At 49.1% G+C, this 24889-nt stretch carries 22 protein-coding genes and 2 tRNA genes; 18 read left to right on the plus strand and 6 right to left on the minus strand.

Annotated features, from left to right (window positions below; genetic code table 11):
* The first annotated feature begins 49 nt into the window (after positions 1-49).
* The 13 genes from AC5FX6_RS17020 (at position 50) to AC5FX6_RS17080 (ending at position 12653) form a co-directional block, all read left to right on the plus strand.
* The gene (locus tag AC5FX6_RS17020) at positions 50-895 is read left to right on the plus strand and encodes a geranylgeranylglycerol-phosphate geranylgeranyltransferase (protein WP_493598159.1); all 846 of its coding nucleotides are present in this window, start codon (positions 50-52) and stop codon (positions 893-895) included.
* 379 nt (positions 896-1274) lie between these two features.
* A complete protein-coding gene (locus AC5FX6_RS17025) occupies positions 1275-1718 on the plus strand; it encodes a Fur family transcriptional regulator (RefSeq protein ID WP_493598160.1) in 444 nt (147 codons plus the stop codon).
* 60 nt (positions 1719-1778) lie between these two features.
* Entirely contained in the window at positions 1779-2288 is a 510-nt protein-coding gene (locus AC5FX6_RS17030) for a PaaI family thioesterase (protein ID WP_493598161.1), read from the plus strand.
* A 65-nt stretch (positions 2289-2353) separates the two neighbouring features.
* The gene (locus AC5FX6_RS17035) at positions 2354-3175 is read left to right on the plus strand and encodes a Cof-type HAD-IIB family hydrolase (RefSeq protein ID WP_493598162.1); all 822 of its coding nucleotides are present in this window, start codon (positions 2354-2356) and stop codon (positions 3173-3175) included.
* 187 nt (positions 3176-3362) lie between these two features.
* Positions 3363-3818, plus strand: coding sequence for a DUF1801 domain-containing protein (locus AC5FX6_RS17040; RefSeq protein ID WP_493598333.1), 456 nt, complete (start codon positions 3363-3365; stop codon positions 3816-3818).
* 81 nt (positions 3819-3899) lie between these two features.
* The gene (purN, locus tag AC5FX6_RS17045; protein ID WP_493598163.1) at positions 3900-4487 is read left to right on the plus strand and encodes a phosphoribosylglycinamide formyltransferase; all 588 of its coding nucleotides are present in this window, start codon (positions 3900-3902) and stop codon (positions 4485-4487) included.
* 75 nt (positions 4488-4562) lie between these two features.
* Positions 4563-6086 carry a bifunctional phosphoribosylaminoimidazolecarboxamide formyltransferase/IMP cyclohydrolase gene (gene purH, locus AC5FX6_RS17050; RefSeq protein ID WP_493598164.1) on the plus strand — a complete coding sequence of 508 codons (1524 nt, stop codon included), beginning with the start codon at positions 4563-4565 and terminating at the stop codon, positions 6084-6086.
* A 408-nt stretch (positions 6087-6494) separates the two neighbouring features.
* Positions 6495-7520 (plus strand): rod shape-determining protein, encoded by a 1026-nt coding sequence (locus tag AC5FX6_RS17055; protein WP_007652384.1) that lies wholly within the window; start codon positions 6495-6497, stop codon positions 7518-7520.
* A 9-nt stretch (positions 7521-7529) separates the two neighbouring features.
* Entirely contained in the window at positions 7530-8393 is an 864-nt protein-coding gene (mreC, locus tag AC5FX6_RS17060; RefSeq protein WP_493598165.1) for a rod shape-determining protein MreC, read from the plus strand.
* The gene (locus tag AC5FX6_RS17065; RefSeq protein ID WP_493598166.1) at positions 8386-8910 is read left to right on the plus strand and encodes a hypothetical protein; all 525 of its coding nucleotides are present in this window, start codon (positions 8386-8388) and stop codon (positions 8908-8910) included. The genes mreC and AC5FX6_RS17065 overlap by 8 nt, the downstream gene beginning before the upstream one ends.
* Positions 8907-10736 carry a penicillin-binding protein 2 gene (mrdA, locus tag AC5FX6_RS17070; protein WP_493598167.1) on the plus strand — a complete coding sequence of 610 codons (1830 nt, stop codon included), beginning with the start codon at positions 8907-8909 and terminating at the stop codon, positions 10734-10736. The genes AC5FX6_RS17065 and mrdA overlap by 4 nt, the downstream gene beginning before the upstream one ends.
* Before the next feature lie 3 nt (positions 10737-10739).
* Entirely contained in the window at positions 10740-12065 is a 1326-nt protein-coding gene (gene rodA, locus AC5FX6_RS17075; RefSeq protein WP_493598168.1) for a rod shape-determining protein RodA, read from the plus strand.
* A 306-nt stretch (positions 12066-12371) separates the two neighbouring features.
* Entirely contained in the window at positions 12372-12653 is a 282-nt protein-coding gene (locus tag AC5FX6_RS17080; RefSeq protein WP_493598169.1) for a DUF4242 domain-containing protein, read from the plus strand.
* Positions 12654-12758: 105 nt separating this feature from the next.
* Here the strand turns inward: AC5FX6_RS17080 and AC5FX6_RS17085 are convergent, their stop codons facing one another.
* The 5 genes from AC5FX6_RS17085 to mutS form a co-directional block, all read right to left on the minus strand.
* Positions 12759-13886: a class I SAM-dependent methyltransferase gene (locus AC5FX6_RS17085; RefSeq protein WP_493598170.1), complete on the minus strand. Its 1128-nt coding sequence runs from the start codon at positions 13884-13886 to the stop codon at positions 12759-12761.
* 271 nt (positions 13887-14157) lie between these two features.
* A complete protein-coding gene (locus tag AC5FX6_RS17090; protein WP_493598171.1) occupies positions 14158-14598 on the minus strand; it encodes a hypothetical protein in 441 nt (146 codons plus the stop codon).
* Between the two features lie 439 nt (positions 14599-15037).
* Positions 15038-15121: transfer RNA gene (locus AC5FX6_RS17095), tRNA-Leu, on the minus strand.
* Between the two features lie 84 nt (positions 15122-15205).
* Positions 15206-15278 (minus strand) — tRNA-Gly (locus AC5FX6_RS17100).
* A 166-nt stretch (positions 15279-15444) separates the two neighbouring features.
* The gene (gene mutS / locus AC5FX6_RS17105; RefSeq protein ID WP_493598172.1) at positions 15445-18075 is read right to left on the minus strand and encodes a DNA mismatch repair protein MutS; all 2631 of its coding nucleotides are present in this window, start codon (positions 18073-18075) and stop codon (positions 15445-15447) included.
* A 585-nt stretch (positions 18076-18660) separates the two neighbouring features.
* On the opposite strand from mutS, the gene AC5FX6_RS17110 reads away from it, so the two are divergent.
* From AC5FX6_RS17110 to AC5FX6_RS17130, 5 genes are all read left to right on the plus strand, one after another.
* A complete protein-coding gene (locus tag AC5FX6_RS17110; protein ID WP_493598173.1) occupies positions 18661-19191 on the plus strand; it encodes an RNA methyltransferase in 531 nt (176 codons plus the stop codon).
* Between the two features lie 370 nt (positions 19192-19561).
* Complete coding sequence (locus AC5FX6_RS17115; RefSeq protein ID WP_493598174.1) at positions 19562-22027, plus strand: TonB-dependent receptor; 2466 nt, start codon at positions 19562-19564, stop codon at positions 22025-22027.
* Between the two features lie 144 nt (positions 22028-22171).
* Complete coding sequence (locus tag AC5FX6_RS17120) at positions 22172-23179, plus strand: dipeptidase (RefSeq protein WP_493598175.1); 1008 nt, start codon at positions 22172-22174, stop codon at positions 23177-23179.
* A gap of 178 nt (positions 23180-23357) precedes the next feature.
* The gene (locus tag AC5FX6_RS17125) at positions 23358-23543 is read left to right on the plus strand and encodes a hypothetical protein (protein ID WP_493598176.1); all 186 of its coding nucleotides are present in this window, start codon (positions 23358-23360) and stop codon (positions 23541-23543) included.
* A gap of 90 nt (positions 23544-23633) precedes the next feature.
* The gene (locus AC5FX6_RS17130; RefSeq protein WP_493598177.1) at positions 23634-24302 is read left to right on the plus strand and encodes a hypothetical protein; all 669 of its coding nucleotides are present in this window, start codon (positions 23634-23636) and stop codon (positions 24300-24302) included.
* A gap of 22 nt (positions 24303-24324) precedes the next feature.
* Here AC5FX6_RS17130 and AC5FX6_RS17135 read toward each other — a convergent pair whose 3' ends face one another.
* Positions 24325-24879: a DUF4142 domain-containing protein gene (locus AC5FX6_RS17135; protein WP_493598178.1), complete on the minus strand. Its 555-nt coding sequence runs from the start codon at positions 24877-24879 to the stop codon at positions 24325-24327.
* Positions 24880-24889 lie beyond the last annotated feature (10 nt).

Below are 24889 nucleotides of genomic sequence, written 5' to 3' on the forward strand. Positions count from 1 at the left end.
AGCCACATACCTGCCCTAACTTTGCAACGGCTATACCTGTTATCCTGTCTTGAAAGACTTCCTATACCTTGTCCGCTTCCCGAATCTGCTACTCATCATACTGAGTCAGGCGCTGGTGCAAGCTAGTTTGCTCAGTAAGGGCGTGAATTTTTCAGGTATAGCCCAGTCTGGTTTTCTGCTGCTGACGATTTCCACGGTATGCATTGCCGCCGCAGGCTACATCATCAACGACTACTACGACATCAAAATAGACGCCATCAATAAACCGGACCGGGTGGTGGTAGGCAAAACTATACGCCGAAGGCCAGCTATGTTTACACACATGGTACTTTCATTTATAGGCATTGCGCTTGGTTTCTGGCTTTCGTTGCCGGTAGGCCTGATAAACGTAGGCGCTGTTCTGCTGCTGTGGGGTTACTCTGCTACCTTCAAAAAAATGCCTTTGATTGGCAATCTGGTTATTGCGCTGCTCTCGGCTTCTATGTTGCTAATCGTGGCAGTGTATGCAGGTGTACTAAATAATATCACCATTAGCTATGCTGTGTTTGCCTTCTTGATATCGCTTATCCGGGAGATCATCAAAGATATGGAAGATGTGCGTGGTGACGCTTCTTTTGACTGTCGCACACTTCCGATCGTGTTAGGTATGCGCCGCGCCAAGTATGTGCTGTACCCGATTATTGCACTGTTTCAGGCGTTCTTGTTGCTTGTCATCTTTCACCCCGTGACAGGTATAGGATTCGATATTTACATGCTGCTACTGGTACTTGTCCCGAGTATCTGGATGATAGTAAAGCTAGTACGGGCCGACCGCAAACGTGACTTCACTTTCCTGAGCAACCTCGGTAAGTTGATCATGCTGACCGGCATCTTGTCGATGCTGCTGATCAACTGACCAACATAAAATCCCAGTATTATTTCGCGGTCTGGGGTGGGCCTATTCCAAATGGCTCGATTCAACTCAAACGTATCACCAGAGCCCACTAATTCAGCCATTGCTGTGCTTTCATAAACCTGTATATCCTGCAAGCTCAGGAAGGGGTTAGCCTTTCCCAGTGTAACCATTCCCTCATGGCAGAACTCCCAATAAAATTCCTCTCAAAAAATGGGCTGAAGGAGTGTTGGATTATAATTCAGTGTACAAATCTAGACTAACAAACCGAAAGCAACGGATTACCAAGCCGTTAGAGCTTGCGTTTTATAATTGCTTTTTGTTATTTACATAGTCCGCTTTTCTATTAAGTGGATTACCGTACCTGAACCTACCCTATCTTATGAACAAACTTCACCAGTTTCTCGAAGCTTATGGGCTTCGGAAGACGAAGTGCCGTATTGAGGTGCTTCGCATGTTTCTTGAACATCGCCACGCATTGGCACATGCCGCAATTGAGCAGCAGCTTGGCCCACAGTTTGACCGGGTCACACTGTACCGTACCTTGCATGCATTTGAGGAGCATGGCTTACTGCACAGTATCCCGAGCACCGACGGCATTACACGCTATGCGCTTTGCCAGCAAGCATGCAGCCGGCAGCGGCACCAACACGATCATATTCACTTCAGTTGTACTACCTGTGGACACACCTACTGCCTGAACGAGGTATACGTACCCACACTACGACTGCCAGAAGGCTATCGGATAGAGGAATTTCGGTTTTGTGTGCAAGGCGTATGTAATAAATGCGAGCTGCAGCCGGCAAGTCAGTTGGTAGGAGTATAAGTTAAAGCTATACCCGACACCTTCTATTTCGTATGCAGAATTTGTATCTAAACCTTTGTTATGGCCGAAACCACCCTGTCCACTGCTGACCAATTCCGCAAATTAGCTACTTCCCCCAACAAGCTACGGCTATTTATGCTGGCCAAGCTTCCTATGGCGTATATGGCTGACTTGCGGGTGCGCTCTATTTCAGAGGAACGGGCTGAAGTGACGATTCCCTACAAGTATCTCAACAAAAACCCTTTTGGCTCTATCTACTTTGCCAGTTTGAGCATGGCTGCTGAATTATCGACAGGCTTGCTGTGCATGGCGCAGACCTATAAATCAGAGCCGGCCGTGTCGATGCTGGTGGTGCACATGGAAGGAGACTTCTCTAAGAAAGCAGTGGGCAAAATCACCTTTACCTGTGAGGACGGCCCTATTATAAAGGCAGCAGCAGACCAGACCAAAGCTACTGGTGCCGGCGTAACAGTGGTTGCCACCAGTAAAGGCACTGACGAGAGCGGAGACAAAGTGGCGGAGTTTCGGTTTACGTGGTCGCTGAAGGCGAAGCAGCAGTCCAGCTCCTGATTTCATTAGTATTTGGGGAGGTATACCTGTAACTTGCAGCCTTTTATCAGCTATTATACCCTCGCATGAAATTTCGAGCCATATGCACCGACATAGACGGCACACTGCTTAACAGCGATCGTCAACTGTCACAGCGCACTATTCATACTTTTCAAAGTTTAGAGAAAGACGTTCCTGTTATACTGGCATCGTCTCGGATGCCCGCCGCCATGCGCCACTTGCAGCAGGAGCTTAACATACTGCACCACCCGCTTATCTGCTTTAACGGGGGTTATGTTATCTGTTTTGAGGACGGCAAAACAGAAGCTTTGCCATTGGATTCAGTGCAGATTCCAGCTACGGTTTGCCAGACCATACACGATTTTGCGCAGGGCACTGACACACATGTGAGTTTGTATGCGCAGGACAATTGGTATGTACCTGCATTCGATTACTGGGCTGAGCGGGAAGCCCGCAACACGAAGGTAAGACCAGAACAGGCTGAGTTGGAGCACATCCTTCAAAGTTGGCATCAGGCAGAAACCGGAGCACATAAAGTCATGTGCATGGGCCCTGCCGATGAAATTGACGCGCTGCAAAATGAGCTGACCAGCAACTTTGCTGACCAGGTGCACGCGTATCGCTCTAAAGACACTTACTTGGAGATTGCGCCGCGTGCCATATCAAAAGCCACCGCCCTTGAGTTGTTGCTCAAAGAGCGCTTCGACATTGGCATGCAAGAGGTGATGGCTTTCGGCGATAACTACAACGACATCGACATGCTGCAGGCCGTAGGTATGGGGATAGCCGTGGGTAATGCTCGCGAAGAGGTAAAAGCAATCGCTAATGAGATTACACTTAAAAGCGTAGAAGACGGAGTAGCTGTGGCGATCGAGAAATACTGGTAGTAAACTGACTGGTATGTGGCGCCTACAACAGCTCGTTACTCAAAATAAACTATTGTAAAGCTATGCTAAGCACTTTAACATCGTCGCTTCAAAGTTTGCAGATAGCCAATTTCATATTATAAAAGCAAACGTAATGCCGCAGCTTTCCGGCAGTGGACTGAAAAATAACATAACCGCTATACCTCCCATGCAATCAACCGCCCCTACCCCCGAGTTATACCTAACCGAATTGCCTGAAGCACGCCAGCAGATCATACACGACTTAAGAGAAGTGATTCTCGAGAACCTACCTACGGGATTTGAAGAGGTGATGGGCTATGGTATGCTGGGCTACGCGGTACCGCACACGCTATACCCGGCCGGTTATCATTGCGACCCGAAGCAGCCCTTGCCGTTCATGGGCATCGCCTCGCAGAAGAATCACATCGCTGTTTACCATATGGGCATGTATGCGGATGAAAGTTTACTCAATTGGTTCAGGGAAGAATACCCGAGACATAGCAAAACCAAGCTGGATATGGGAAAGAGCTGTATTCGTTTTAAAAAGCCCGAGCATGTGCCTTTGGCGCTGATCGGTGAGCTGGCCTCGAAGATGACCCCACAGACGTGGATAGAGGTATACGAAAGTAAGCTTAAGCGATAAAAGCCATAGCTTTTCTGCATTCTTTTGCTGGCTTGTATACCCAAACCCGCTATATTTGCAGCTTCATTACAAAGCCTTACTTTGGAACGAACAGCTAAAAAGAATATAGTCATTTTTGCTTCGGGTTCGGGCAGCAACGCACAGCGCCTGATGGAGTACTTCGAGCACCACCCAGACATTCGTGTGGCCGCCCTGTTTGCCAACAACCCGAAAGCGTATGCCCTAAAACGAGCCGAGACCTTCCACGTCCCGGCTTTTTTATTTTCCCGTGACGAGTTTTACAACTCCAGCAAAGTACTGGAGCAGGTGCAATCGTTCCAGCCTGACCTCATCGTGCTGGCAGGTTTCCTGTGGCTGGTACCGCAGAACTTCCTGCAGGCTTTCCCTGATCGCATCATCAACATCCACCCTGCCCTGCTGCCCCAATACGGTGGCAAAGGCATGCACGGCCTTAACGTGCACACCGCAGTGGTGTCGGCTGGCGACAAGGAGTCAGGCATAACCATCCACCGCGTGAACGAGGAATACGACAAGGGCGAGTTTGTGCTGCAAGAGCGCTGCCCTGTTTATCCAGGCGACACCCCGGAAGACCTTGCCGCCCGCGTGCTGCAACTGGAACACAAATATTTGCCAGAAGTAGTGGAACGTCTCATACTTGAAAAGCATTAGCGCAAGTCAGGTACGTTGCGCGAGTATTGGCATATAAACACATTAAAGATATAGCACATTAAGAACCCATACCCTATGCAATCTGTCAAAATCAAATCCGCACTTATCTCGGTTTACTACAAAGACCGTCTCGAGCCACTGGTAGAGCTCTTGAAGCAGCACAACGTTACCATCTACTCCACAGGCGGCACACAAGCCTCCCTGGAAGAGCAGGGTGCTGACGTAGTGGCCGTAGAAGACCTGACTGCCTATCCTTCTATTTTTGGAGGCCGTGTGAAGACCCTGCACCCGAAAGTGTTCGGCGGCATTCTGCACCGCCGTGCCAACGAAAGCGACCTGGCCGAGCGTGAGCAGTACGAGATTCCTCCGATTGACCTGGTGGTGGTAGACTTATACCCATTCGAGGAGACTGTGGCATCGGGGGCTTCAGAGGCGGATGTGATCGAGAAGATTGATATTGGTGGTATTTCTTTGATCAGAGCAGCAGCCAAGAATTTCCAGGACGTGCTCATCGTATCATCCCGCGAGCAGTACGACGAGGTAGTGGACTTGCTGAAAGAGAAGAATGGCGCAACAGAGCTGGCAGACCGCAAGCGTTTCGCTGCCAAAGCGTTCGATATTTCTTCAAACTACGACACGCATATTTTCAACTACCTCAGCAAAGAGCAGGATATCAATGTATTCAAGCAGAGCGTACGTGAAGCTACACCACTGCGCTACGGTGAGAACCCGCATCAGCAAGGCACTTTCTACGGCAAGCTAGAAGACCTGTTTGAGCAGCTGAACGGCAAGCAGCTGTCTTATAACAACCTCGTAGACGTGGACGCTGCCGTAGCACTGGGTGCAGAATTCGAAGAACCGGCTGTTGCCATTCTGAAGCATACCAATGCCTGCGGTTGCGCTACCGGCGAAACCATCAAAGAAGCCTACCTGTCTGCCTTGTCCACAGACCCGGTTTCAGCCTTCGGTGGCGTAATCATCGCGAACAGAACCATTGATATGGGGGCTGCGGAAGAACTGAACAAGCTGTTCTTCGAAGTACTGATCGCTCCTGATTTCGACGCGGACGCACTCGACTTGCTTCGCACGAAGAAGAACCGCATTCTACTCAAGCAGAAGCCGGTTGAGTTGCCAGCCAAGCAGTTCAAGACGCTCCTGAACGGTGTAATCGAGCAGGACAAAGACTTGAAAACCGAAACTGAAGCTGATTTCAAAACAGTTACCAAGCGTGAGCCTTCTGCGGAGGAGAAAAAGGCATTGGTATTTGCTGCCAAGGTGTGCAAGCACACCAAGTCTAACACCATTGTTTTTGCTACCGACAAAATGATGATTTCGAGCGGTGTTGGCCAGACTTCGCGTGTAGACGCCCTGCGCCAGGCCATCGAAAAAGCAAAGGGCTTCGGCTTTGACCTCAGCAACACAGTGATGGCTTCCGACGCTTTCTTCCCTTTCCCGGATTGCGTGGAAATCGCTGACCAGGCAGGTATAAAAGCAGTTGTGCAGCCGGGTGGCTCTATCAAAGACCAGGACTCCATCGACTACTGCGACGCCCACAACATGGCGATGGTCATGACGGGCGTGCGCCATTTCAAGCACTAAGGTATAGCATCTGTGTAGAAAGCCCCATTCTTAGCGAATGGGGCTTTTTTTATACCTGCCGGTTATACCTATAAGCTGGATGCATTTCAGTATCTTTACTGTCCTGCTGTTAATTAACTTAAGCAGAAAGGGAAAATTGAAGCCCTATTGTAAGCTCAACTTCCTGTAGGACGACACAGGATGAAAACAAACAAGCTATCCAATTTTTACCCGATGATAAGCGTTATCAGGGGCAGTATGTAGAAAATTGTATGTTAAATGGGTTAGAAAAAAATTTAAAACTTTCGCCTCTTCCGCACCAGCATTATTAATTCCGCTGAAAATCACTAATTTTGCGGCTAGTTTTTGACAAGAAATATTGTATATTAAACATATAACGAGGCAGCCGCACGCCTTCACAAAATAAGAATGGGACTATTTAACTTTCTTACCAGCGATATAGCCATTGATTTGGGTACCGCCAATACCCTTATCATTCATAACGATAAGATTGTGGTGGACGAACCGTCTATCATCGCCGTGGACCGCACCACGGGCCGTGTATTGGCCATTGGCCGCAATGCCATGCAAATGCACGAAAAAACCCACGAAAACATCAAGACCATACGTCCGCTGAAAGACGGTGTGATTGCCGACTTCCACGCTGCCGAGGAGATGATCCGGGGTATGATCAAGATGATCGATACGGGCCGCCGTTTGTTTCAGCCATCGCACCGCATGGTAATCTGTATACCTTCAGGTATAACGGAGGTGGAGAAACGTGCCGTACGTGACTCGGCCCAGCACGCAGGCGCCAAAGAGGTTTGGATGATCCAGGAGCCAATGGCAGCCGCGATAGGTATAGGCATCGACGTGGAGCAGCCGATCGGTTCCATGATCGTGGACATCGGGGGTGGCACGACGGAGATCGCTGTTGTGGCCCTTTCCGGTATCGTGTGCGACCAGTCTATCCGCATCGCGGGTGACGTGTTCACCAAAGACATTCTTGACTACATGCGCCGCCAGCATAACCTGCTGATCGGTGAGCGTTCTGCCGAGAAGATCAAAATTGAAGTTGGCTCTGCTCTGACTGAGCTGGAGAACCCACCAGCTGACTACGAGATTCGTGGCCGTGACCTGATGACAGGTATACCGAAGGTGATCAAGGTAACGTACCAGGAGATCGCCATCGCGCTGGACAAGTCAGTGTCAAAGATCGAGGAAGCGGTACTGAAGGCGCTGGAAATCGCGCCACCGGAGCTGTCAGCTGACATCTACGACAACGGCATTCACTTAACGGGCGGCGGTGCCTTGTTGCGCGGCTTTGACAAGCGTTTGGCTGCTAAAACCAAGCTGCCGATCCACATCGCCGAAGATCCGTTGAGAGCGGTGGTGCGTGGCACAGGTGCGGCTATCAAAAATCTGGAAGGCTTTAAGAACGTCCTGCTGACCTAAGAGTAGCGCATGCGGAATCTATTTGCTTTTATTTACCGGTTCCGCGCGTTCCTTATATTCGTGCTGCTGGAGGCACTGTGTATTTTCCTGATCGTGCGCTACAACACGTATCAGGGGGCTGCCATGTTCAACTCCGCCAACACCTATGTAGGACGTGTACTGGAGTTCCAAAGTGGTGTAACCGACTACTTCCGGCTAGCGTCTGTCAACAGCACGCTCGCACAGGAGAATGCCGTCCTGCGCCAGGAGCTCATGTATTACCGAAAAGAAGCCGAATCGGATAGCACGGACCTGCTGGACACCACGTTCTTTGCGGCCAATGATTCCTCTAAAACCGAACCTTACATCCTGCACACGGGCCGGGTCATCAACAATTCGGTGCGCCGCACGAACAACTACCTGACCCTGGCTGTAGGGACACTGGACGGTATTAAACCAGGTATGGGGGTGATCTCTCCCAATGGCGTGGTAGGCCGTGTTAAGACCGTGTCGAGGCATTACGCTACCGTAACCTCGCTGCTGCACTCGCAGATGCTCATTTCGGCCAAGATCAAGAAAGACAACACATTCGGCACCATCAAGTGGACAGGGGGCGACTACCGCACTGCTCTGCTTGATTACATTCCGCTACACATTAAGCCGGAGATTGGCGACACGATTGTAACCAGTGGCTACAACACCGTATTCCCGGAAGGGATCAAGATCGGCACCATCAGCCATGTGGAACGGGAGCTGGACAAAAGCTTTTACACAATTGAGGTGCAGTTATCAGTGGACTTTGCCCAGCTTTCCTATGTGTATGTGGTAGAAAACCCCAGAAAGCCGGAACAGGATTCTTTAGAACTAGAGACAGGTATACAAGCCCATGAATAGCAGATTAGGCATAAAACATATCGTGCAGTTTGTGGTATTTGTGGCTTTGCAAATACTACTCATGGACAGCCTGGTGCTTTTTAGTACTGGCTTTAGCTTTATTTACATCGCTTTCTTACTGTTTTTGCCCATCGACATGAATCGGGTACTGTTGCTCTTTTTAGGCTTCATTGCTGGTTTTACAGTGGATATCTTCTACGACACCATGGGTATACACGCTGCGGCAAGCGTACTGCTGGCTTATTTAAGGCCCATGATATTGAACCTTCTCACACCACGCGATGGTTACGATACCAATGATTCAGTGAACATACACGTAATGGGTTGGCGCTGGTTTCTGGCTTATGCCCTTACGTTGATTTTGGCGCATCACACGGCGGTTTTCCTGCTTGAAATTTTCAGTCTGGAAGGATTATCAGCTGCAGTGCCCAAGATTTTGCTGAGTGTGCTGTTCACTGGTGTGGTTATGGTTATCCTACAATTACTGTTCTTCTCCCTTAAGAGAGCGAATAGATGAATTATCTCGAAAACAGAAAATACGTCATACAAGCGATATTCCTGGCAGTAGGCATTGTCTACGCCCTTCGCCTGTTTTACATTCAGGTCGTGGACAGCAGCTACAAACAGGCTGCCGAGACGAATGCCATCAAGACGGTTATCCAATATCCTTTCCGGGGCCTGATCTATGATCGCAACGGCGACCTGCTGGTGCAGAACACGCCTGTATACGACCTGATGATCGTGCCCAAAGAGGCCCGTAACATCGACACGCTGCGGCTGGCCAGCATGCTCGACATCACCTTGGAAGATGCCCGCGAGCGCTTCAAGAAAGCCCGTGCTTATTCCTGGGTGAAACCTTCCATCTTTCAGCAGATGCTGAGTACGCAGGATTTTGCCCATATCCAGGACAACCTGATCGATTTCCCCGGCTTTTACATCAACGCCCGTACGGCCCGTGGCTACCCGCACCAGAGTCTGGGGCATGCGCTGGGCTACATCGCCGAGATCAGCCCGAAACAGCTCGAGGACAGCACCTATGCAGGCTACCGCCCTGGCGACTATATCGGCAAAGCAGGTATAGAAATGGCCTACGAAAAATACCTGATGGGCAAACGGGGCGTGAAGTACAAAATGGTGAACGTGCGCGGGATCGACAAAGGCTCGTTTAAGGACGGTGCTTATGACACGCTTTCCATAGCTGGTCAGAACATGGTGAGCACCATCGACCTGGATCTGCAGGCTTATGGTGAGCACCTGATGAATGGCGCCAAAGGTAGTATTGTGGCCATTGAACCGAAGACAGGTGAGATCCTGGCCTACATTTCAGCCCCATTCTACGACCCGAACCTATTTACTGGCAAGGACTACGGCAAGAACTACATGCAATTGCTGCAGGATCCTGACAAGACCATGTTCAACCGGCCGATTATGGCTGACCGTAACCCGCCGGGCTCTATTTTTAAACTCACCCAGGCGCTCATCGCGCTGGAGGAAGGTGTGATCAATCCGCGCACGACCTACGCCTGTAACAAGTCGCTGGTGAATTGCCACCCACACCCCTCACCACTTGACCTATACGGAGCGGTGCAGCACTCCTGCAACCCTTGGTTCTTCCAGGCTTACAAAGCTCTAATCAACCAGGGTAAGTCCCCCAATACCTTTACTGATACTTCGCTAGGCCTGAAAGAATGGCGTGAGCATGTGTTTACTTTCGGGTTTGGCAAGAAGCTGGGCATCGATATACCGGGAGAAAAGTCAGGTATTATCGCCTCTACAGACTTATACGACCGGGTGTATGGTAAGAACCGCTGGAAATACTCCACGATCTACTCCCTTAGTATCGGACAGGGCGAACTAGGTGTTACGCCATTGCAAATGGCGAACTTCATGGCAATCATCGCTAACAAAGGCTACTACGTGACGCCGCACCTCATCCGCTCGATCGGCGATGACGGAAAGCCATTAGCAGAAAACCATGAGCGTCATTATACCTCTGTGAAGCCTCACCATTTCGATCCGATCATTGAGGGTATGGCTGAAGTGGTACGCGCCGGTACTGCCCGTCGTGCCAATCTGGCTAAGGTAGGTATAACCGTTTGTGGCAAAACGGGTACGGCCCAGAACCCACAAGGTCCTGACCATGCTGTATTCGTAGCCTTTGCGCCAAAGGAAGATCCTAAGATCGCCATCGCGGTTTACGTAGAGCACGGTAAATGGGGAGGCCAGTCTGCAGCCCCTATTGCTGGTCTGATGATCGAGAAGTACTTAACAGATACCGTGACGATCAAAGAGCAGGAGAAGTGGGTGTTGAGCCGTGAGTATTTGAACATTAAATCGAAATAAGGTATGCCAACAACAGAACATCGTGTACTCGGGGGAAAGATTGTGCAGCCTAGCAGCCGTCGCCAGACTACCAGCGTGTTTGGTAACCTGGACTGGATAACGGTGCTCATTTACTTTGTGCTGGTAGCCTTGGGCTGGATGAACATTTACGCTGTGGTCTACAGCCCTGATAATGTGGTGAACATCTTTAGCTTCGACATTAACTCGGGTAGGCAGCTCACGTTTATTGCAACCGGTGTGATTCTGATGATTATACTGCTCGTAGTCGATTACAAGGTATACGAGCACCTGGCTTTTCCTATTTATGGCGGCATTATACTCCTACTGCTATTTACTTTGGCTGTAGCTAATCCCGTGGCTGGTTCACGCTCCTGGCTCGATTTGGGAGGCGGCTTCCGCCTGCAGCCTGCAGAGCTAGCTAAATTTGCTACTGCGCTGGCCATATCTAAATATCTGAGCCAAGTAAGCCTGCGCCAGCAAAAGATGAAAGACCAGATGATACTGGCAGCTATTACTTTCTTGCCTGCTGTGATCATTATTCTACAAAATGAAACAGGATCGGCACTCGTGTTCGGAGCCTTCATCCTGGCATTCTTCCGCGAAGGCATGTCTCCTCTCATTCTGATCATCGGTGGCTCTGCGGCAGCTATTTTCATTTTGACGCTGCTGGTGCCTAAGCTATACCTGCTCGTAGGTATAGCGGCCCTTATGGGTCTGGCCATGTTCCTGGATTATCGGCTGATGCGCCGTTTCAAAACCATGATCGCGCTGTTCGTGCTGGTAGTAACTATGGTGTTTAGTGTAGACTACTTTGTAAATGATATCCTGCAGCCGCACCAGCAGAACCGTATCAAGGCACTGATCAACCCAGAGGCTGACCCGCTGGGCTATGGCTGGAACGTGACACAATCCAAAATCGCGATTGGCTCCGGTGGCTTCTGGGGCAAGGGCTTTTTGGAAGGTACGCAGACTAAGTTCGACTTCGTGCCTGAGCAAAGTACCGACTTTATCTTCTGCACCATTGGTGAGGAGCACGGTTGGGTAGGCAGCACGGTCTTGATCGCGCTGTTCCTGTTACTAATGATGCGCATCGTTTTCCTGGCTGAACGCCAGAAATCCGTCTTTGGCCGCACGTACGGTTACTGTGTGGTTTCCGTCATCTTCTTCCACTTCGTCATCAACGTGGGGATGACCATTGGCTTAGCGCCTGTGGTAGGTATACCGCTACCATTTTTCAGCTACGGCGGCTCTTCGCTGTGGTCGTTTACGATACTCCTGTTCATCCTGCTGGCGATTGACGCGAACAGGAACAGAGAGCTAGTACGGTAAGGTATAGCTTCCTATAGCATAGTGAATCATATTTTAGTAAGCCCGTGCAGAGGTTCTGTACGGGCTTACTAATTAGTAGGCTCAGCAATCAGAGCAGGTCGAATTTCACCAAATTCATTACATCTCCTTCCTTATTGCTATTACTTACTAGAGCTTGGTCCTCCAAAATCGGTCGTTCACTAAATTGAATCTGTTTAGCTCAGCCTGCTGAATAGGCTAAACGTTACCACTACGTAGTACTACTCATCTGCTGCAATCAGAGCCATCTTACAGTAAAGCGAACAGCCACCTTTAAAACAAAATCAAATGCCTAAGTATGTAATCGAAAGAGAGGTTCCGGGCGCCGGCAGCCTGTCGCAGGAACAGCTTCAAGTCATTTCACAAACCTCATGTGGCGTATTGGATAAGATGGGTCCCAAAATACAGTGGGTTCATAGCTATGTCACAGATGATAAGATTTATTGTATTTATAATGCCCCGGACGAAGAGACAGTGCGAGAGCACGCTAAGCAAGGCGGCTTTCCGGCTAACTCTGTAAAAAAAGTGCATGCCATGATAGATCCGGTTACTGCAGAACAACCGGCCTAGCGCTTTAAACCCAACTAATTCATAGCAGTTTATTGCCAGATTATTAGAAGGTAGAGCACAAGATCTTGCCGGCTCGACACCAGTAACAGGTAGAGCTTTGCTTATCTAGGAGCTATACCTGATTTTGGAGGTATAGGTCGGTTTGCTGATGGCCTGCCCGGTTTTAGGATTAATGAAGCGTACTTTCCCTTGCCTCAGGAGTCTCTCATAGGCCTGTTTGTAGTTCTCTAAGATGTAGTGTGTACCGATGCTGTGCTTTTCGTATACCTGCTGCAAGGCCATGTTATTGTATACCTGTGCATGCTTCACAAGGTCTTTAATTAAGACCTCGAGGGAAAACTTGTAATGCTCCTGGAATAAAGTCATCTGCTGGTGTTGCAGATTGGCTCCAAATAAAGGGACCCCGTCTTCCTGATAGTCACTGTACTGCAGCATCATCTCCTTTAACTTGCTGTAGGCTAACTCACTTTTAGACGCAAAAAGTATATAGTGGCTGCTTTGCTTCACATCGGGGAGGTTAATCCTGAAGAGAAAAACTGTGTACCCTTTCTCCCGAAAAATTGCTTCGAGACAGTCAATTACGAACTCCTCTCTCTTGGCTCCATCCCGCTGCGTTTTGTAGTAAGCTTTGATCAGATCCAGGCGATCCCCTAGAATTTGCTGCATCAGATTATCTACCTTTCTACCTTTTACAATTCTGTCTAATTTTTCAAACTCAAACAACATGAAGAGGTCGGCCTCTTGCACAGTCAACTGCAAGAGCATTTCCTGTGTGAAACTGTCTGTAAAAGGATCTAAAAAAACCAAAGCAGGAATCTCAATGGCTAGGCGTTCTTGTAACTGTGCGATAGCAGTTTCATTATCCAGCACCACGGGCAGGTGCACCAGTTCCCCATAAAATGATTGTGCTACTAACTCTTCTTTGAGTATAGCCAAAGTAGCTAGATCCTGGTGGTAAAAGTAAGTTTCGACTGCCTTGTTTAAGTCAAGACGCGATCCGCGAGTTTTGTAAATAGTGTGCAACAGCCTGACAGGTATAGCGGAAGTTGCTGTATCGACATTCGCTTCACCTATTGTTAAGTCAAGATATAAAGCAGAAGAAACGGGACCTGACTTTGAGCTGGCTTGAAGTGCACCAAACCAGGATTCTATAAACGGAACCAATACCTTTGATTTGATCTCCGAAACATTTCGTTTTCTTTTGAAAAAATCACCGGTATTATCTGAAGCCATAATATGTATGCAAAAAACTTAAAAACTAGTAGCAACTCTCCAGCTTAAAATCACTGGTAGTGTCCTTACGCATTTTGGAAGGGAAAATTTACTCTATTAAGCTTCAAAGTTGCAGCCTTAACACATGAAATGCAAAAGAGCCCTTGCAATGCATATTACAAGGACTCTTAAGATATGTCGGCAAACTGTATGTTCTTTTGCTCAGGCAATGTCAATACGTGCAGGGCTGCACTATACTACTACCAACCCAGCGAATAGATTCTAATTATTGCTAATGATTTTTGATTAAGGACGCCTGTTCTTCCTGTTTTGCATGCAACCATTTGATTGCATTGGACTTATCGGTAAAAAGGGCAACCTCAATCTGAGCACCGATCTTACCTTGAAGCATGGTCTCTCCTGCAACTTCACCGAAAGAGCCTGGTCGCGCTACATGGGCCAAATACCTTACACCTGCTGCGTAGGCACGCGGCAACCATTCCTCTGCTATCCAAGCGACAGAGTCAGCCCAAGGGCCAGAAAAGTCAGTATTATCATTTAGTCTGAAGGCACACTGTGAACGTTCGTGCAGTTCTAAGCCAGCTATGATAGCTTTTCTAAGATCTTGCTGTGTAGCAGTACCATGCCATACAGCTTCTACTATATTGGCAGATGCTTTATATTCTATTCTATAGAAAATCCTTCCAAAGATATTTTTAACTTCCTTATGCATTGTAATTTAATATTTCTGGTTAGGATTCGATCACAAAGGCAAACAAAACAGCATACCTCTTTGCATCACAAGGTTTTAGGCCCAATTAGCTGCTCTAAATACCTCTTTTATTTGCTGCACTTAACAGCTTAGGTTTAGCAATTGTTTTCAATTTATCAGGAGTGCCTACTCACTTATCAGGCAAGAGTAGTATACGGGAAACCAAAGGCGGTTTCGGTTGCTCCTCACTAAGCATTACCGCTAGACTAAATTTATATGCGACTAATACTCAGCAAGTATAATAAATTAATATTGAGTTAGGGCAACCAGTTATTATAAACGTATTCGAAGCGTCAAAGGACAAAGCGATCGAATTAATCAATAACAACAAAAGCCCGCTTAAAACAGTGTCTTAAGCGGGCTTTTACATGTATTAGCTAGTGCTAATGTAATTTAATCGTACCAGGAGCGGGAATCGAACCCGCACGAGCTTGCGCTCACAAGATTTTAAGTCTTGCGTGTCTACCAGTTCCACCATCCCGGCGCCTTCCGAAACGTTTATCGGAGGGGTGACTTGAAAAAACAAAGACGTTGCTTATCACAACGTCTTTGTCAATTTGCCTTTTTGAGCGGGAGACGAGGTTCGAACTCGCGACCTCGACCTTGGCAAGGTCGCGCTCTACCAACTGAGCTACTCCCGCTTTTAGTCATTTCCTAAACCCCCTTAGCGATTTAGTGATACAAAGATATAGACAAAATTTCAGAAGTCAAGAGGCAGCCCAAAAATTTTCTACCACTTTTCCTTTTTGCACTGATTTTCAGCGAGAAAATTTTCTAAAAATCTTTGATCACTGCCGGCTATACCTGTTATCGTACCACTTCGTCTTTATCTTTCAACAACAATTTGAGCTCGTTGAGTTTCAAAAGTGCCTCTACAGGTGTGATCGTATTAATATCGAGTTGCTCCATCAGCTCTTTCACACGCTGCAATTGCGGGTCCTGCAACTCAAACATACTCAACTGATAGTTATTTTTCGGAGCAGACTTCATCCGCTGCTCCGGCGCATGCTCTGATACCTTCTCCTTCTCAAGGTGATGCATGATCTCGTCGGCACGCAGTACCACGCTGTTCGGCATACCGGCCATCTGGGCCACGTGTATACCAAAGCTGTGCTCGCTGCCGCCCTCTACCAGTTTGCGCATGAACAGGATCTTACCACCCGCTTCTTTTACAGAAACATTGAAGTTCTTCACGCGCGGAAAGTCCTCGGCCAGTTGGTTGAGCTCGTGATAGTGCGTGGCAAAAAGGGTCTTGGCCCGGAACTTCGGGTGATTGTGCAGGTGCTCCACAATGGCCCAGGCAATCGAAATGCCGTCATAAGTACTCGTGCCGCGCCCGATCTCGTCCATCAGCACCAGACTGCGGTCTGAGAGGTTGTTTAGAATACTGGCCGTCTCAGTCATCTCCACCATAAAGGTTGACTCGCCCTTGGAGAGGTTATCGGAGGCTCCCACACGGGTAAATATCTTATCGATGATGCCGATATTGGCGGCCTCGGCGGGCACAAAACAACCGATCTGCGCCATCAGCACGATCAGAGCCGTCTGGCGCAACAGGGCACTCTTACCGGCCATGTTCGGACCCGTTATGATGATAACCTGCTGCTCTTCGTTGTCGAGGAAGATGTCGTTTGGCACGTACTCCTCCCCCAGCGGCAGTTGCTTTTCAATTACCGGATGGCGGCCTTTTTTGATATCCAGCACATGGCTGTCGCTCACTTCCGGCTTCACGTAGTTGCCGGCCACAGCTATACCTGCAAAGGCGCTTAGACAGTCGATTACGGCGATCACTTTGGCATTTTGCTGTATCTGCCCAACATAGTCCATGGCCTGCAGCACCAGTTCGTTGAACAAACCGAACTCAATGGTGTAGATGCGCTCCTCGGCGTTCAGGATCTTCTCTTCGTAGGTCTTCAGCTCCTCGGTGATATAGCGCTCCGCATTTACAAGGGTCTGTTTGCGAATCCAGCTGGCAGGTACTTTATCTTTATGTGCATGCGTTACTTCCAGATAGTAGCCAAACACCTTGTTATAAGCGATTTTCAGGGAGCTGATGCCTGTGTTCTTCACCTCCCGCTGCTGCAATTGGGCCAGATAGTCCTTGCCCGAGAAAGCGATCTGCCGTAGTTCGTCCAGTTCCTCGTTCACGCCGTCGTTTATCATGTTGCCCTGATTGGTGAGCATTGGCGCATCGGGTTTCAGAATGTTCTTGATCTCTTCGCGGAGGCCATCGCAAGGCGCCAACTGGTCGGCCAGTTTGACAAGCGCAGGTATACCGCTGGCAGCCAGCATTTTCTTGATCGGCTGAATCGCGTCCAAAGCCTTTGCCAATTGCATGAGCTCCCGTGGGTTCACACGGCGCACGGCCACTTTGGAGATGAGTCGTTCGAGGTCGTTGATCTGTTTCAGGTGCAGGTATAGCTCGTCGAGCAACTCAGAGTGTTTGGTCAGTGCCTCTACCGTATCGAGGCGGCGCTTGATCTGCACCACATCCTTCAGAGGCAGCACCACCCATTTTTTGAGCAAGCGGGCACCCATCGGCGTTGTGGTCTGATCAAGTATCTGGATCAGCGGCACGCCATCCTGATTTTGCGGGTATACTAGCTCGAGGTTGCGCACAGTGAAGCGGTCGAGCCATACATACTTATCCTCCTCCAGTCGGGAGATGGTTGCGATGTGGCTGATTTCGTGGTGGTGTGTTTCAGAGAGGTAATGGAGGATCGCCCCTGCAGAAGTGATGGCCTCCTGCATACCTTCTATACCAAAGCCTTTGAGTGAGGTCGTACTAAAATGACGTGTGAGCGATTCGTAGGCAAAGTCGTAACTAAACACCCACTCCTCTAGCGCATAGTAACGGAAATCGGGGCCGTAGCTCTGGAAGAACGTCTCTTTCTCGCGCTTGCAGAAAAGCACTTCCGCCGGCGCCAGACTCTGCAGCAACTTACCCACGTAGTTCTTGTCGCCCTGTGCTGTGATGAATTCGCCTGTCGAGATGTCCAGAAAGGAAACACCAGCTTCGGTCTTGCCAAAGTGCACAGCTGCCAGGTAATTGTTGCTGCGTCGCTCCAGCACCTGATCGTTGAAAGACACACCGGGTGTTACCAACTCGGTTACCCCCCGCTTCACAATGCCTTTCACCGATTTTGGGTCTTCGAGCTGGTCGCAGATGGCCACACGCTCTCCAGCCCGCACCAGTTTGGGCAAGTAGGTATCGAGTGAGTGATGCGGGAAACCGGCCAGCGCCGTCTCAGAAGATGAGCCAGCACCGCGCTTGGTCAGCACGATATCAAGTATCTTGCTGGCCCTAACGGCGTCTTCGCCAAAGGTTTCGTAAAAGTCCCCTACCCTGAAAAGCAGCAGCGCCCCCGGATGCTTCGCCTTGATGGCGTTGTATTGTTTCATCAGTGGGGTTACTGTGCCGTTGTCTCCTCCTTTCATACCTGTATATCTTTGTTGGGACTGATCCCGGTTAATCTTAAATCATTATGGCGCGAGCCGAAGACCCCGGACTTGATTCGGGACGACCTCGCTCGTCTCTACTATGATGAGGCCTCTGGCCCTTTTGTCAGGTACAGCGTTGCCAGGTATAGCTACTGTTTTGTTGCATAGCTTGGCTTAACCAGCCGGGCTGCTGTTTCGCCTGTACGGCGGGCACTCACTTTTTGTCTTGACACAAAAAGTAAACAAAAAAGTCAAGACTCCCCAAATCGAGGGCCCCTACCCCCACTCGCTGAACGCTCAAACAGTGGGTAGTCAGTTGGTGCACCTGGCACAGCCGCCTGTTTCATAGGTTCAGTGCAAGTTACCTGGCAATGCGTGCCAGTGGTTTATGTGGTTTTGAACAGAGCTTATACCTTACAACTGGTAGCACAGAAATTCCCGTCTGGGGAAGGGGCCCTCTAAAAAGGAGGGTCAGGCTGAGTTAATCATCTGAGAGAATCCTGCAAATCCTAAAATCCTGTAAATCCTGATCCAGACAACCCTTTTTGTATCTTTGCCCCAACACCCATTACTAATAACCCAATGCGTAAACTTTCCATGGACGACCTCAACCGCGACTCGGTTGAAGAATTCAAAAATAAGAAAAAAATACCGTTAGTCTTGGTGCTCGACAATGTCCGCAGCCTCAATAATGTGGGCTCTGTTTTCCGCACGGCCGACTCCTTTATGGTCGAAAAGGTATACCTATGCGGCATCACCGGCACGCCACCGCACCGTGACATCGAAAAAACAGCTTTAGGCGCTACGGATTCGGTAGAATGGGAGCATGTGTCTGACACGTTGGAGTTAGTCAAGCAACTGAAAGCACAAGGCTATAAGATTGGTTCGGTGGAGCAGGCCGAAAACAGCCTGAAACTAAATGAATTTATACCTGAACAGGATCAGCATTATGCCTTGGTGCTCGGCAATGAAGTGTTTGGCGTGGAGCAGGAGGTCATTAACCACTCTGATTTTGTGCTCGAAATTCCACAGTTTGGCACAAAGCACTCACTCAATATTTCTGTGGCTACAGGAGTAGTCGTTTGGGACTTTTTAAGTAAAGTGATGCGGTAATTCTCACATAAAATGCCTGCTGACTACTCAATAGAAGGCAGGTATTTTATGATCATTTTTTAAAAATGAAGTTTTAACAACAATTTTTTAAAACAGCCTTAATTCACAACTAACTGTACTACAGTTTTTTAACATTAAAAGTGCGACTAAGTTGTACTAAGCCTGCTTCTTTCAGAAGAAAATATATCTCCCCGATTAAACCTTTGCCCTCCCCGCTTGTCCTACTTGTGGCTAATAGTTGAAGCCGGGGCGAACTGTCACCTTTACCCATAGAAAGCAACAGCCAGCCCCGGCACAATTTCCTACACGACCCTATCGCTTCTCACCCTGAAGCAGCTAAGCCCTTTTTGAAATACCCATCATTCAAATTATGAGAAAGTACGTTCTACCATTTCTATTTATTGCTTTTCTATACTTAACCGCACTGCCCAACCTGCAAGCGCAGGACCAATCCACCCAAAATAACAGTACCCGTGGCAAAGTATCCGGCACGGTACAAGATGCTGATTCAAAAGCTCCTCTGGGCTTCGCCAATATCGTACTCCTCACTGCCCGCGACTCTAGCCTGGTGACCGGCGCCACTTCCGATATGGATGGCAAGTTCGAGCTAGACCGTGTACCGCAGGGACAATTTATACTCCGCATCTCCTCTGTAGGCTACCCCACACGATTCATCTCCAATATCAGCGTAACCAATACGGACAGCAACGTTCGGCTTGGCACCATACCTGTCAAAGGGGGCTCGACGCGACTCAAGGAAGTACAGATCGTAACAGAACGGCCCATGGTAGAATTTGAGCTCGACAAAAAAGTGGTGAACATGGAGCAGAACATTGCCGCTCAGGGTGGTAGTGTGGCCGATGCCATGCAGAATGTGCCTTCTGTAGATGTGGACCTTGATGGCAACGTAAGCCTCAGGGGAAGCACAAATGTGACCATACTGGTAGACGGCAAGCGTACGGCACTTTCTAACCTGACCCTCGATCAGATTCCGGCCAGCATGATCGAGAGCGTGGAACTGATCACTAACCCTTCCTCCAAATATGACCCGGAAGGTACTTCCGGTGTGATCAACCTGATACTGAAGAAAAACATGAAGCCGGGTTTCAATGGTACCGCCACTGTAAACGTCGGTACTTACGAGAACTACAACAGTTCCCTCAACCTGAACTACCGCCACTACAAGTGGAACTTCAACGGCGGCTATGATTTCCGCAGAAGTTACCGTCCGGGTGTGCGCCAGTCTTTTCTAACGAATATAGAAGAAGGCACTTTCCGGGAAGACCTGGGCACTAACCGACGTACCGATATTTCGCATAGCTTCCGGTTTGGAACAGACTACTACATTAATCCTAAAAACACTGTCTCCGCTTCTGCCATGTACCGAACCGGCGACGAGCGGGGTTTTAACAGTATTCTGAACCGCAACCTGGATGGCGAGATGAACCTGACGCGTCTGAATCTGCGTGAGACACGCGGCACCGAAGATGACGGCGTGATGGACTACAACCTGGGCTACCGCCGCACCTTTGACCAGAAAGGTCGCGAGTGGACCGCCGACCTGATCTACACAGAGCGCTTCAGCGATGAAGTGGACAACATCATGCAGCGGTTGACACTCGACAAGGGATTACCTGTAGATGACCTAACCCAGCAGCGCATTACCACCGACGATCAATCCCGCCGCATTGTGGCACAGTCGGACTACGTACACCCGATCAATGAGAACAGCCGTTTTGAGGGAGGCTTCCGCAGCAGTTTCCAACTGCTTGACAATGATAATAGGGTTGCCTTTTTCCAGCCTGAAACTAACCAGTGGATGATAATTGACACCCTGACAAACCTCTTCGTGTATGATGAACAAGTACACGCCTTATATAGCAACTATAGCAATAAGATAGGCAGCGTGAGCTTTCAGGCAGGCTTACGGGCAGAGCAAACCTTCACCAAATCAGATCAGCGCGCACGGGAAAACGGTGTGTTTAGAAACGATTATTTTAGTCTCTTCCCAAGCTTATTTGTAACCAAGGATTTTTCTCGCGACAACAAACTGCAGTTCAGCTACAGCCGCCGCATTAACCGCCCACGTGCCTGGTCACTCAATCCTTTTCCCGACTATTCTGATACACTTAACCTACGACGTGGCAACCCAGAGCTATTGCCTGAATTCATCAATTCCCTTGAGTTGGGCTACCTCAAGTATTGGGACAACTCTTCCTTTAATACCACCATATTCTATCGCCGCACTAACGATCAGATTCAGCGATTCCGCAGGTTCGATCCGGTTTCTGGTGTAACATCCACTACTTTCCTGAACCTTGCCAGCGGCTCGTCTTATGGCGTGGAGCTAATAGGCACTTACAATCCGGTTAAGTGGTGGAAACTGAACGCCAGCGTATCGGGCTTCCGGGTAGAATTAAATGATGCAGGTGGTGATACCGAGTTGAGTAACGATCAGTGGACCTGGAACTCAAAGCTCAACTCCACCATGACCGTTTGGAAGGACCTGGCCATACAGGTGTCGGCCAATTACCGCGCCCCAATGGCAGACATACAGGGGCAGATGCAGGAAATCTATGCCGTGGACCTGGGCCTGAAGAAAGACGTGCTCAATAAGAAGGGCACTTTTACATTCCGGGTATCTGACATCTTCGACACACGCGAGTTTAACTTCGAGAGCTTTGGACCTGGCTTCGAGCAGACGAACAACAATAAGCGCCAGACACGCATTGCCTTTATCGGGTTTACCTACCGCCTCAATAGCGAAGACAGTAACCGGGAGCGCCGTCGCCAACGCGACGAGCAGGGCGGCGGTGACGATGGTTTCGATTATTAAAATCAGCTAAAGAATAGCTTTAAGCACTGAGCCGGGGAGAGATCTCCGGCTTTTTCATTTCTTTTCTGTTCTGAGTCAGAGAACCCTGTTGGTATACCTTGTACCCTGCTTCTCCGTATCTTACACCGAACAAAAACCAACTTTATGACACCTCCTGCCCGACTGCCTATTGTAGACCTGCACTGTGACCTACTGGTATACCTGTCGGATGTACCTGGTTCGGCCATTGACAATGTAGCCGAAATCGGCTGTGCACTCCCGGCCCTCACCCAAGGCAACGTACGCTTACAAACCATGGCCATCTACTGCGCCACCGCACCTGGAAGCACCAACTATGCCCATCTGCAGGCTGAAATATTCCAAAAACTGGCTCAGGATGATAAGAGCTGCCTGACTGCAGTATCTGACCCAGACGCACTACAGAAAGCGCTCTCAGGCCAAGGCAATATAGGTATGGTGGCGGCGATTGAGAACGCCTCGGGCTTTTGCGAAGAGGACGAACCGCTGGAAGATGGATTCAAGAAGCTCGAGAAGATCATCGACACTGTAGGCCGTCTGCTTTACATCAGCTTCACGCACCACCTCGGTAATCGCTTCGGAGGAGGCAACTCAACCGCAGATGGGATTACCCGTGATGGCAAAATGCTGCTGGATTACCTGCACGGCCGCCGCATCGCTGTAGACCTTTCCCATACCAGCGATGCCCTGGCTTTCGACATGCTGGAGCATATTGACCGGGAGCGACTCGACATTCCTATCATGGCCAGCCACTCTAACTTCAGACCGGTGTGGGTGCACAACCGTAACCTGCCGGATGAATTAGTGCAGGAAATCATTCACAGGAAAGGGCTCATCGGCATGAACTTCTTGCGTGCCTTTGTGAACGACGAAAAACCTGACGCCTTGGTGGAGCACATTCTGTATGGATTTGGGAAAGGCGCTGAAGATGCCATCTCTTTTGGTGCCGACTATTTTTATACCTCCGATTTCCCTGATCCGACACGCATTCCTTTTTATTTTCAGGAACACGAGCAGGCAGGAACGAGCTATAGTTTCCTGCTGGATAAGCTGCAAGAAACGCTTTCACAGAAGCAACTAGAGAAGCTCGCCTTCAAAAATGCACAACGCTTCATGGAGCGCATCTGGTCCTGATTCAGGCTTTTGTCCTATACCTGGCAGTAGACACCACAAGGCTTTTTTTGTAGAAAACTTGTGCTGAAAATAATATTTATTATATTTAAAGTGGACTATATAGAGACTGTTAAAACAGAGCCTTCTTTGTTATAACATACTTCTGCATTTCAGGTTATTCATCTTATAAAAAGCTATCATGAAATTCATCGGACTCTTTCTTCTTCTTGCTGGGCTGGTTTCGCTCGTTATTGGTTTTACAGGAGCCAATTTGTTGGCATTAAACTGGGTAAACCAGTGGGGCGAAGGTATAGGTTGGGGTATACGGGCGGGTATCACGGCGCTTGGTGGGGTATTGTACTATATTTACCGACACGAAGATTAAGGCCCTTCGCTCATTTTCTATATAGAAACTTTGCCATGTGCAAACAAACTGCGTATACGCAAATACTGTACAACAAAAGCCGAATCAGTCATGGACTCTCCGCAGTACTCACCTTACTATATCCAGATTAATGAGCTCTATATAGACACAGTCGTAATAGACGACACGGAGTTCATCACCTTGTGGTGCTTTACCGTGCTCGATGATGAGTACAAGTTCATTTATCTGGGTTGTGACTTCACGCAGTTCAATCAAATCCTGATCGGTGCTGGCGATAAGGGCAAAGAGATTGCTTTGCACATGGCCAACGTGCTTAACAGTGAGCACGAATCACCTACCCTGGTGCCAATAAAAGAGCAGTTTGATGATTACCTCGAGCTAACCGGCTTTGACCTGGTGGTGTACGAACCACTGGCTGTGGACGATGAATTTGAGGATGAGTATGAGGATGATGACGATTTGCCGCTAGAGCAGTTGCTGGGCGGGGGCAACAAGCGATCTGATAACACGTCACAGAAGTACCTGATCTACCAGTTGGACAAGTTATACCCTTCCAAGATATTTGAGCCCGAAAAACTGCAGCGTGAAAACATGACCGAGCAGTTTGAAGACGACTCGCTTGAGCTGGCACAGCTGTACTACGATTACCTGAACGCATCCGAAAACGGCTACTCGGAGTGTGAGGCACGTCAGGTGGCAGGCCTGGAACGAGACCTTTTCTTCCGGATGGCCCGTAAAGCAGCTGACCTCTGGAGCTAGAAAAGCTCCATCCTCTATTTCCCTATCTGGCAGTGTCATACTGCGTAGCAAGTTGCAGGCGTGCCCGCAATTGCAGCTGCATCTCATTTACCCAATTGCGAATTTCCTCTTCCTCCGCTCTTAGCAGCATCTCTCTATAGTGGTCCAGTTGCGACTGCTGGGACGTGTACACATACTGCTTGTAGCGCTCGTCAAAATCACTTCCGGTCAGCTTTCTGAACTCAGCGATGGTCGCCCTGTCAGCTGAACCCAGCGAATCGGGCAAACTTGTATAAAGCCCCTCTACTTTTGCAACTTGCTGCAGTTGCTTCATCGCATCATTATAAAAATTCACCATCTCCGCACTGAGTGCTTTTACCTCATCGGATTGGGCCCGCTCTGTAGCCAGTTGTGCCAGTTCGGCCTGCAACATAGTGGTGCTGGCGGCATAGTCTAGAAAGGCGGCACTGCGGCTCATCTCTTTCACAGACGGAGGTACATCAGTAACTGCTTGTTCAGTATTGGAGTTATCGCCACAGGCGATCATGCATAATAGCAGAAGCCCGAAGGCCAGTGTCAGTAGTTTATCGGTGAGCATAGGTAAGGGT

It is taken from the genome of Pontibacter sp. LHS2 (assembly GCF_058932845.1).

Bases quoted from the DNA above. Each gene is read 5' to 3' on its own strand.
- rodA (WP_493598168.1), top strand. From the start codon at position 10,740: ATGCCAACAACAGAACATCGTGTACTCGGGGGAAAGATTGTGCAGCCT.
- AC5FX6_RS17090 (WP_493598171.1), bottom strand. From the start codon at position 14,598: ATGCATAAGGAAGTTAAAAATATCTTTGGAAGGATTTTCTATAGAATA.
- AC5FX6_RS17130 (WP_493598177.1), top strand. From the start codon at position 23,634: ATGGACTCTCCGCAGTACTCACCTTACTATATCCAGATTAATGAGCTC.
- AC5FX6_RS17065 (WP_493598166.1), top strand. From the start codon at position 8,386: ATGAATAGCAGATTAGGCATAAAACATATCGTGCAGTTTGTGGTATTT.
- AC5FX6_RS17025 (WP_493598160.1), top strand. From the start codon at position 1,275: ATGAACAAACTTCACCAGTTTCTCGAAGCTTATGGGCTTCGGAAGACG.
- AC5FX6_RS17080 (WP_493598169.1), top strand. From the start codon at position 12,372: ATGCCTAAGTATGTAATCGAAAGAGAGGTTCCGGGCGCCGGCAGCCTG.
- purH (WP_493598164.1), top strand. From the start codon at position 4,563: ATGCAATCTGTCAAAATCAAATCCGCACTTATCTCGGTTTACTACAAA.
- AC5FX6_RS17135 (WP_493598178.1), bottom strand. From the start codon at position 24,879: ATGCTCACCGATAAACTACTGACACTGGCCTTCGGGCTTCTGCTATTA.
- AC5FX6_RS17120 (WP_493598175.1), top strand. From the start codon at position 22,172: ATGACACCTCCTGCCCGACTGCCTATTGTAGACCTGCACTGTGACCTA.
- AC5FX6_RS17110 (WP_493598173.1), top strand. From the start codon at position 18,661: ATGCGTAAACTTTCCATGGACGACCTCAACCGCGACTCGGTTGAAGAA.
- mutS (WP_493598172.1), bottom strand. From the start codon at position 18,075: ATGAAAGGAGGAGACAACGGCACAGTAACCCCACTGATGAAACAATAC.
- AC5FX6_RS17085 (WP_493598170.1), bottom strand. From the start codon at position 13,886: ATGGCTTCAGATAATACCGGTGATTTTTTCAAAAGAAAACGAAATGTT.
- AC5FX6_RS17040 (WP_493598333.1), top strand. From the start codon at position 3,363: ATGCAATCAACCGCCCCTACCCCCGAGTTATACCTAACCGAATTGCCT.
- mrdA (WP_493598167.1), top strand. From the start codon at position 8,907: ATGAATTATCTCGAAAACAGAAAATACGTCATACAAGCGATATTCCTG.
- AC5FX6_RS17030 (WP_493598161.1), top strand. From the start codon at position 1,779: ATGGCCGAAACCACCCTGTCCACTGCTGACCAATTCCGCAAATTAGCT.
- AC5FX6_RS17115 (WP_493598174.1), top strand. From the start codon at position 19,562: ATGAGAAAGTACGTTCTACCATTTCTATTTATTGCTTTTCTATACTTA.
- AC5FX6_RS17125 (WP_493598176.1), top strand. From the start codon at position 23,358: ATGAAATTCATCGGACTCTTTCTTCTTCTTGCTGGGCTGGTTTCGCTC.
- AC5FX6_RS17035 (WP_493598162.1), top strand. From the start codon at position 2,354: ATGAAATTTCGAGCCATATGCACCGACATAGACGGCACACTGCTTAAC.
- mreC (WP_493598165.1), top strand. From the start codon at position 7,530: ATGCGGAATCTATTTGCTTTTATTTACCGGTTCCGCGCGTTCCTTATA.
- AC5FX6_RS17055 (WP_007652384.1), top strand. From the start codon at position 6,495: ATGGGACTATTTAACTTTCTTACCAGCGATATAGCCATTGATTTGGGT.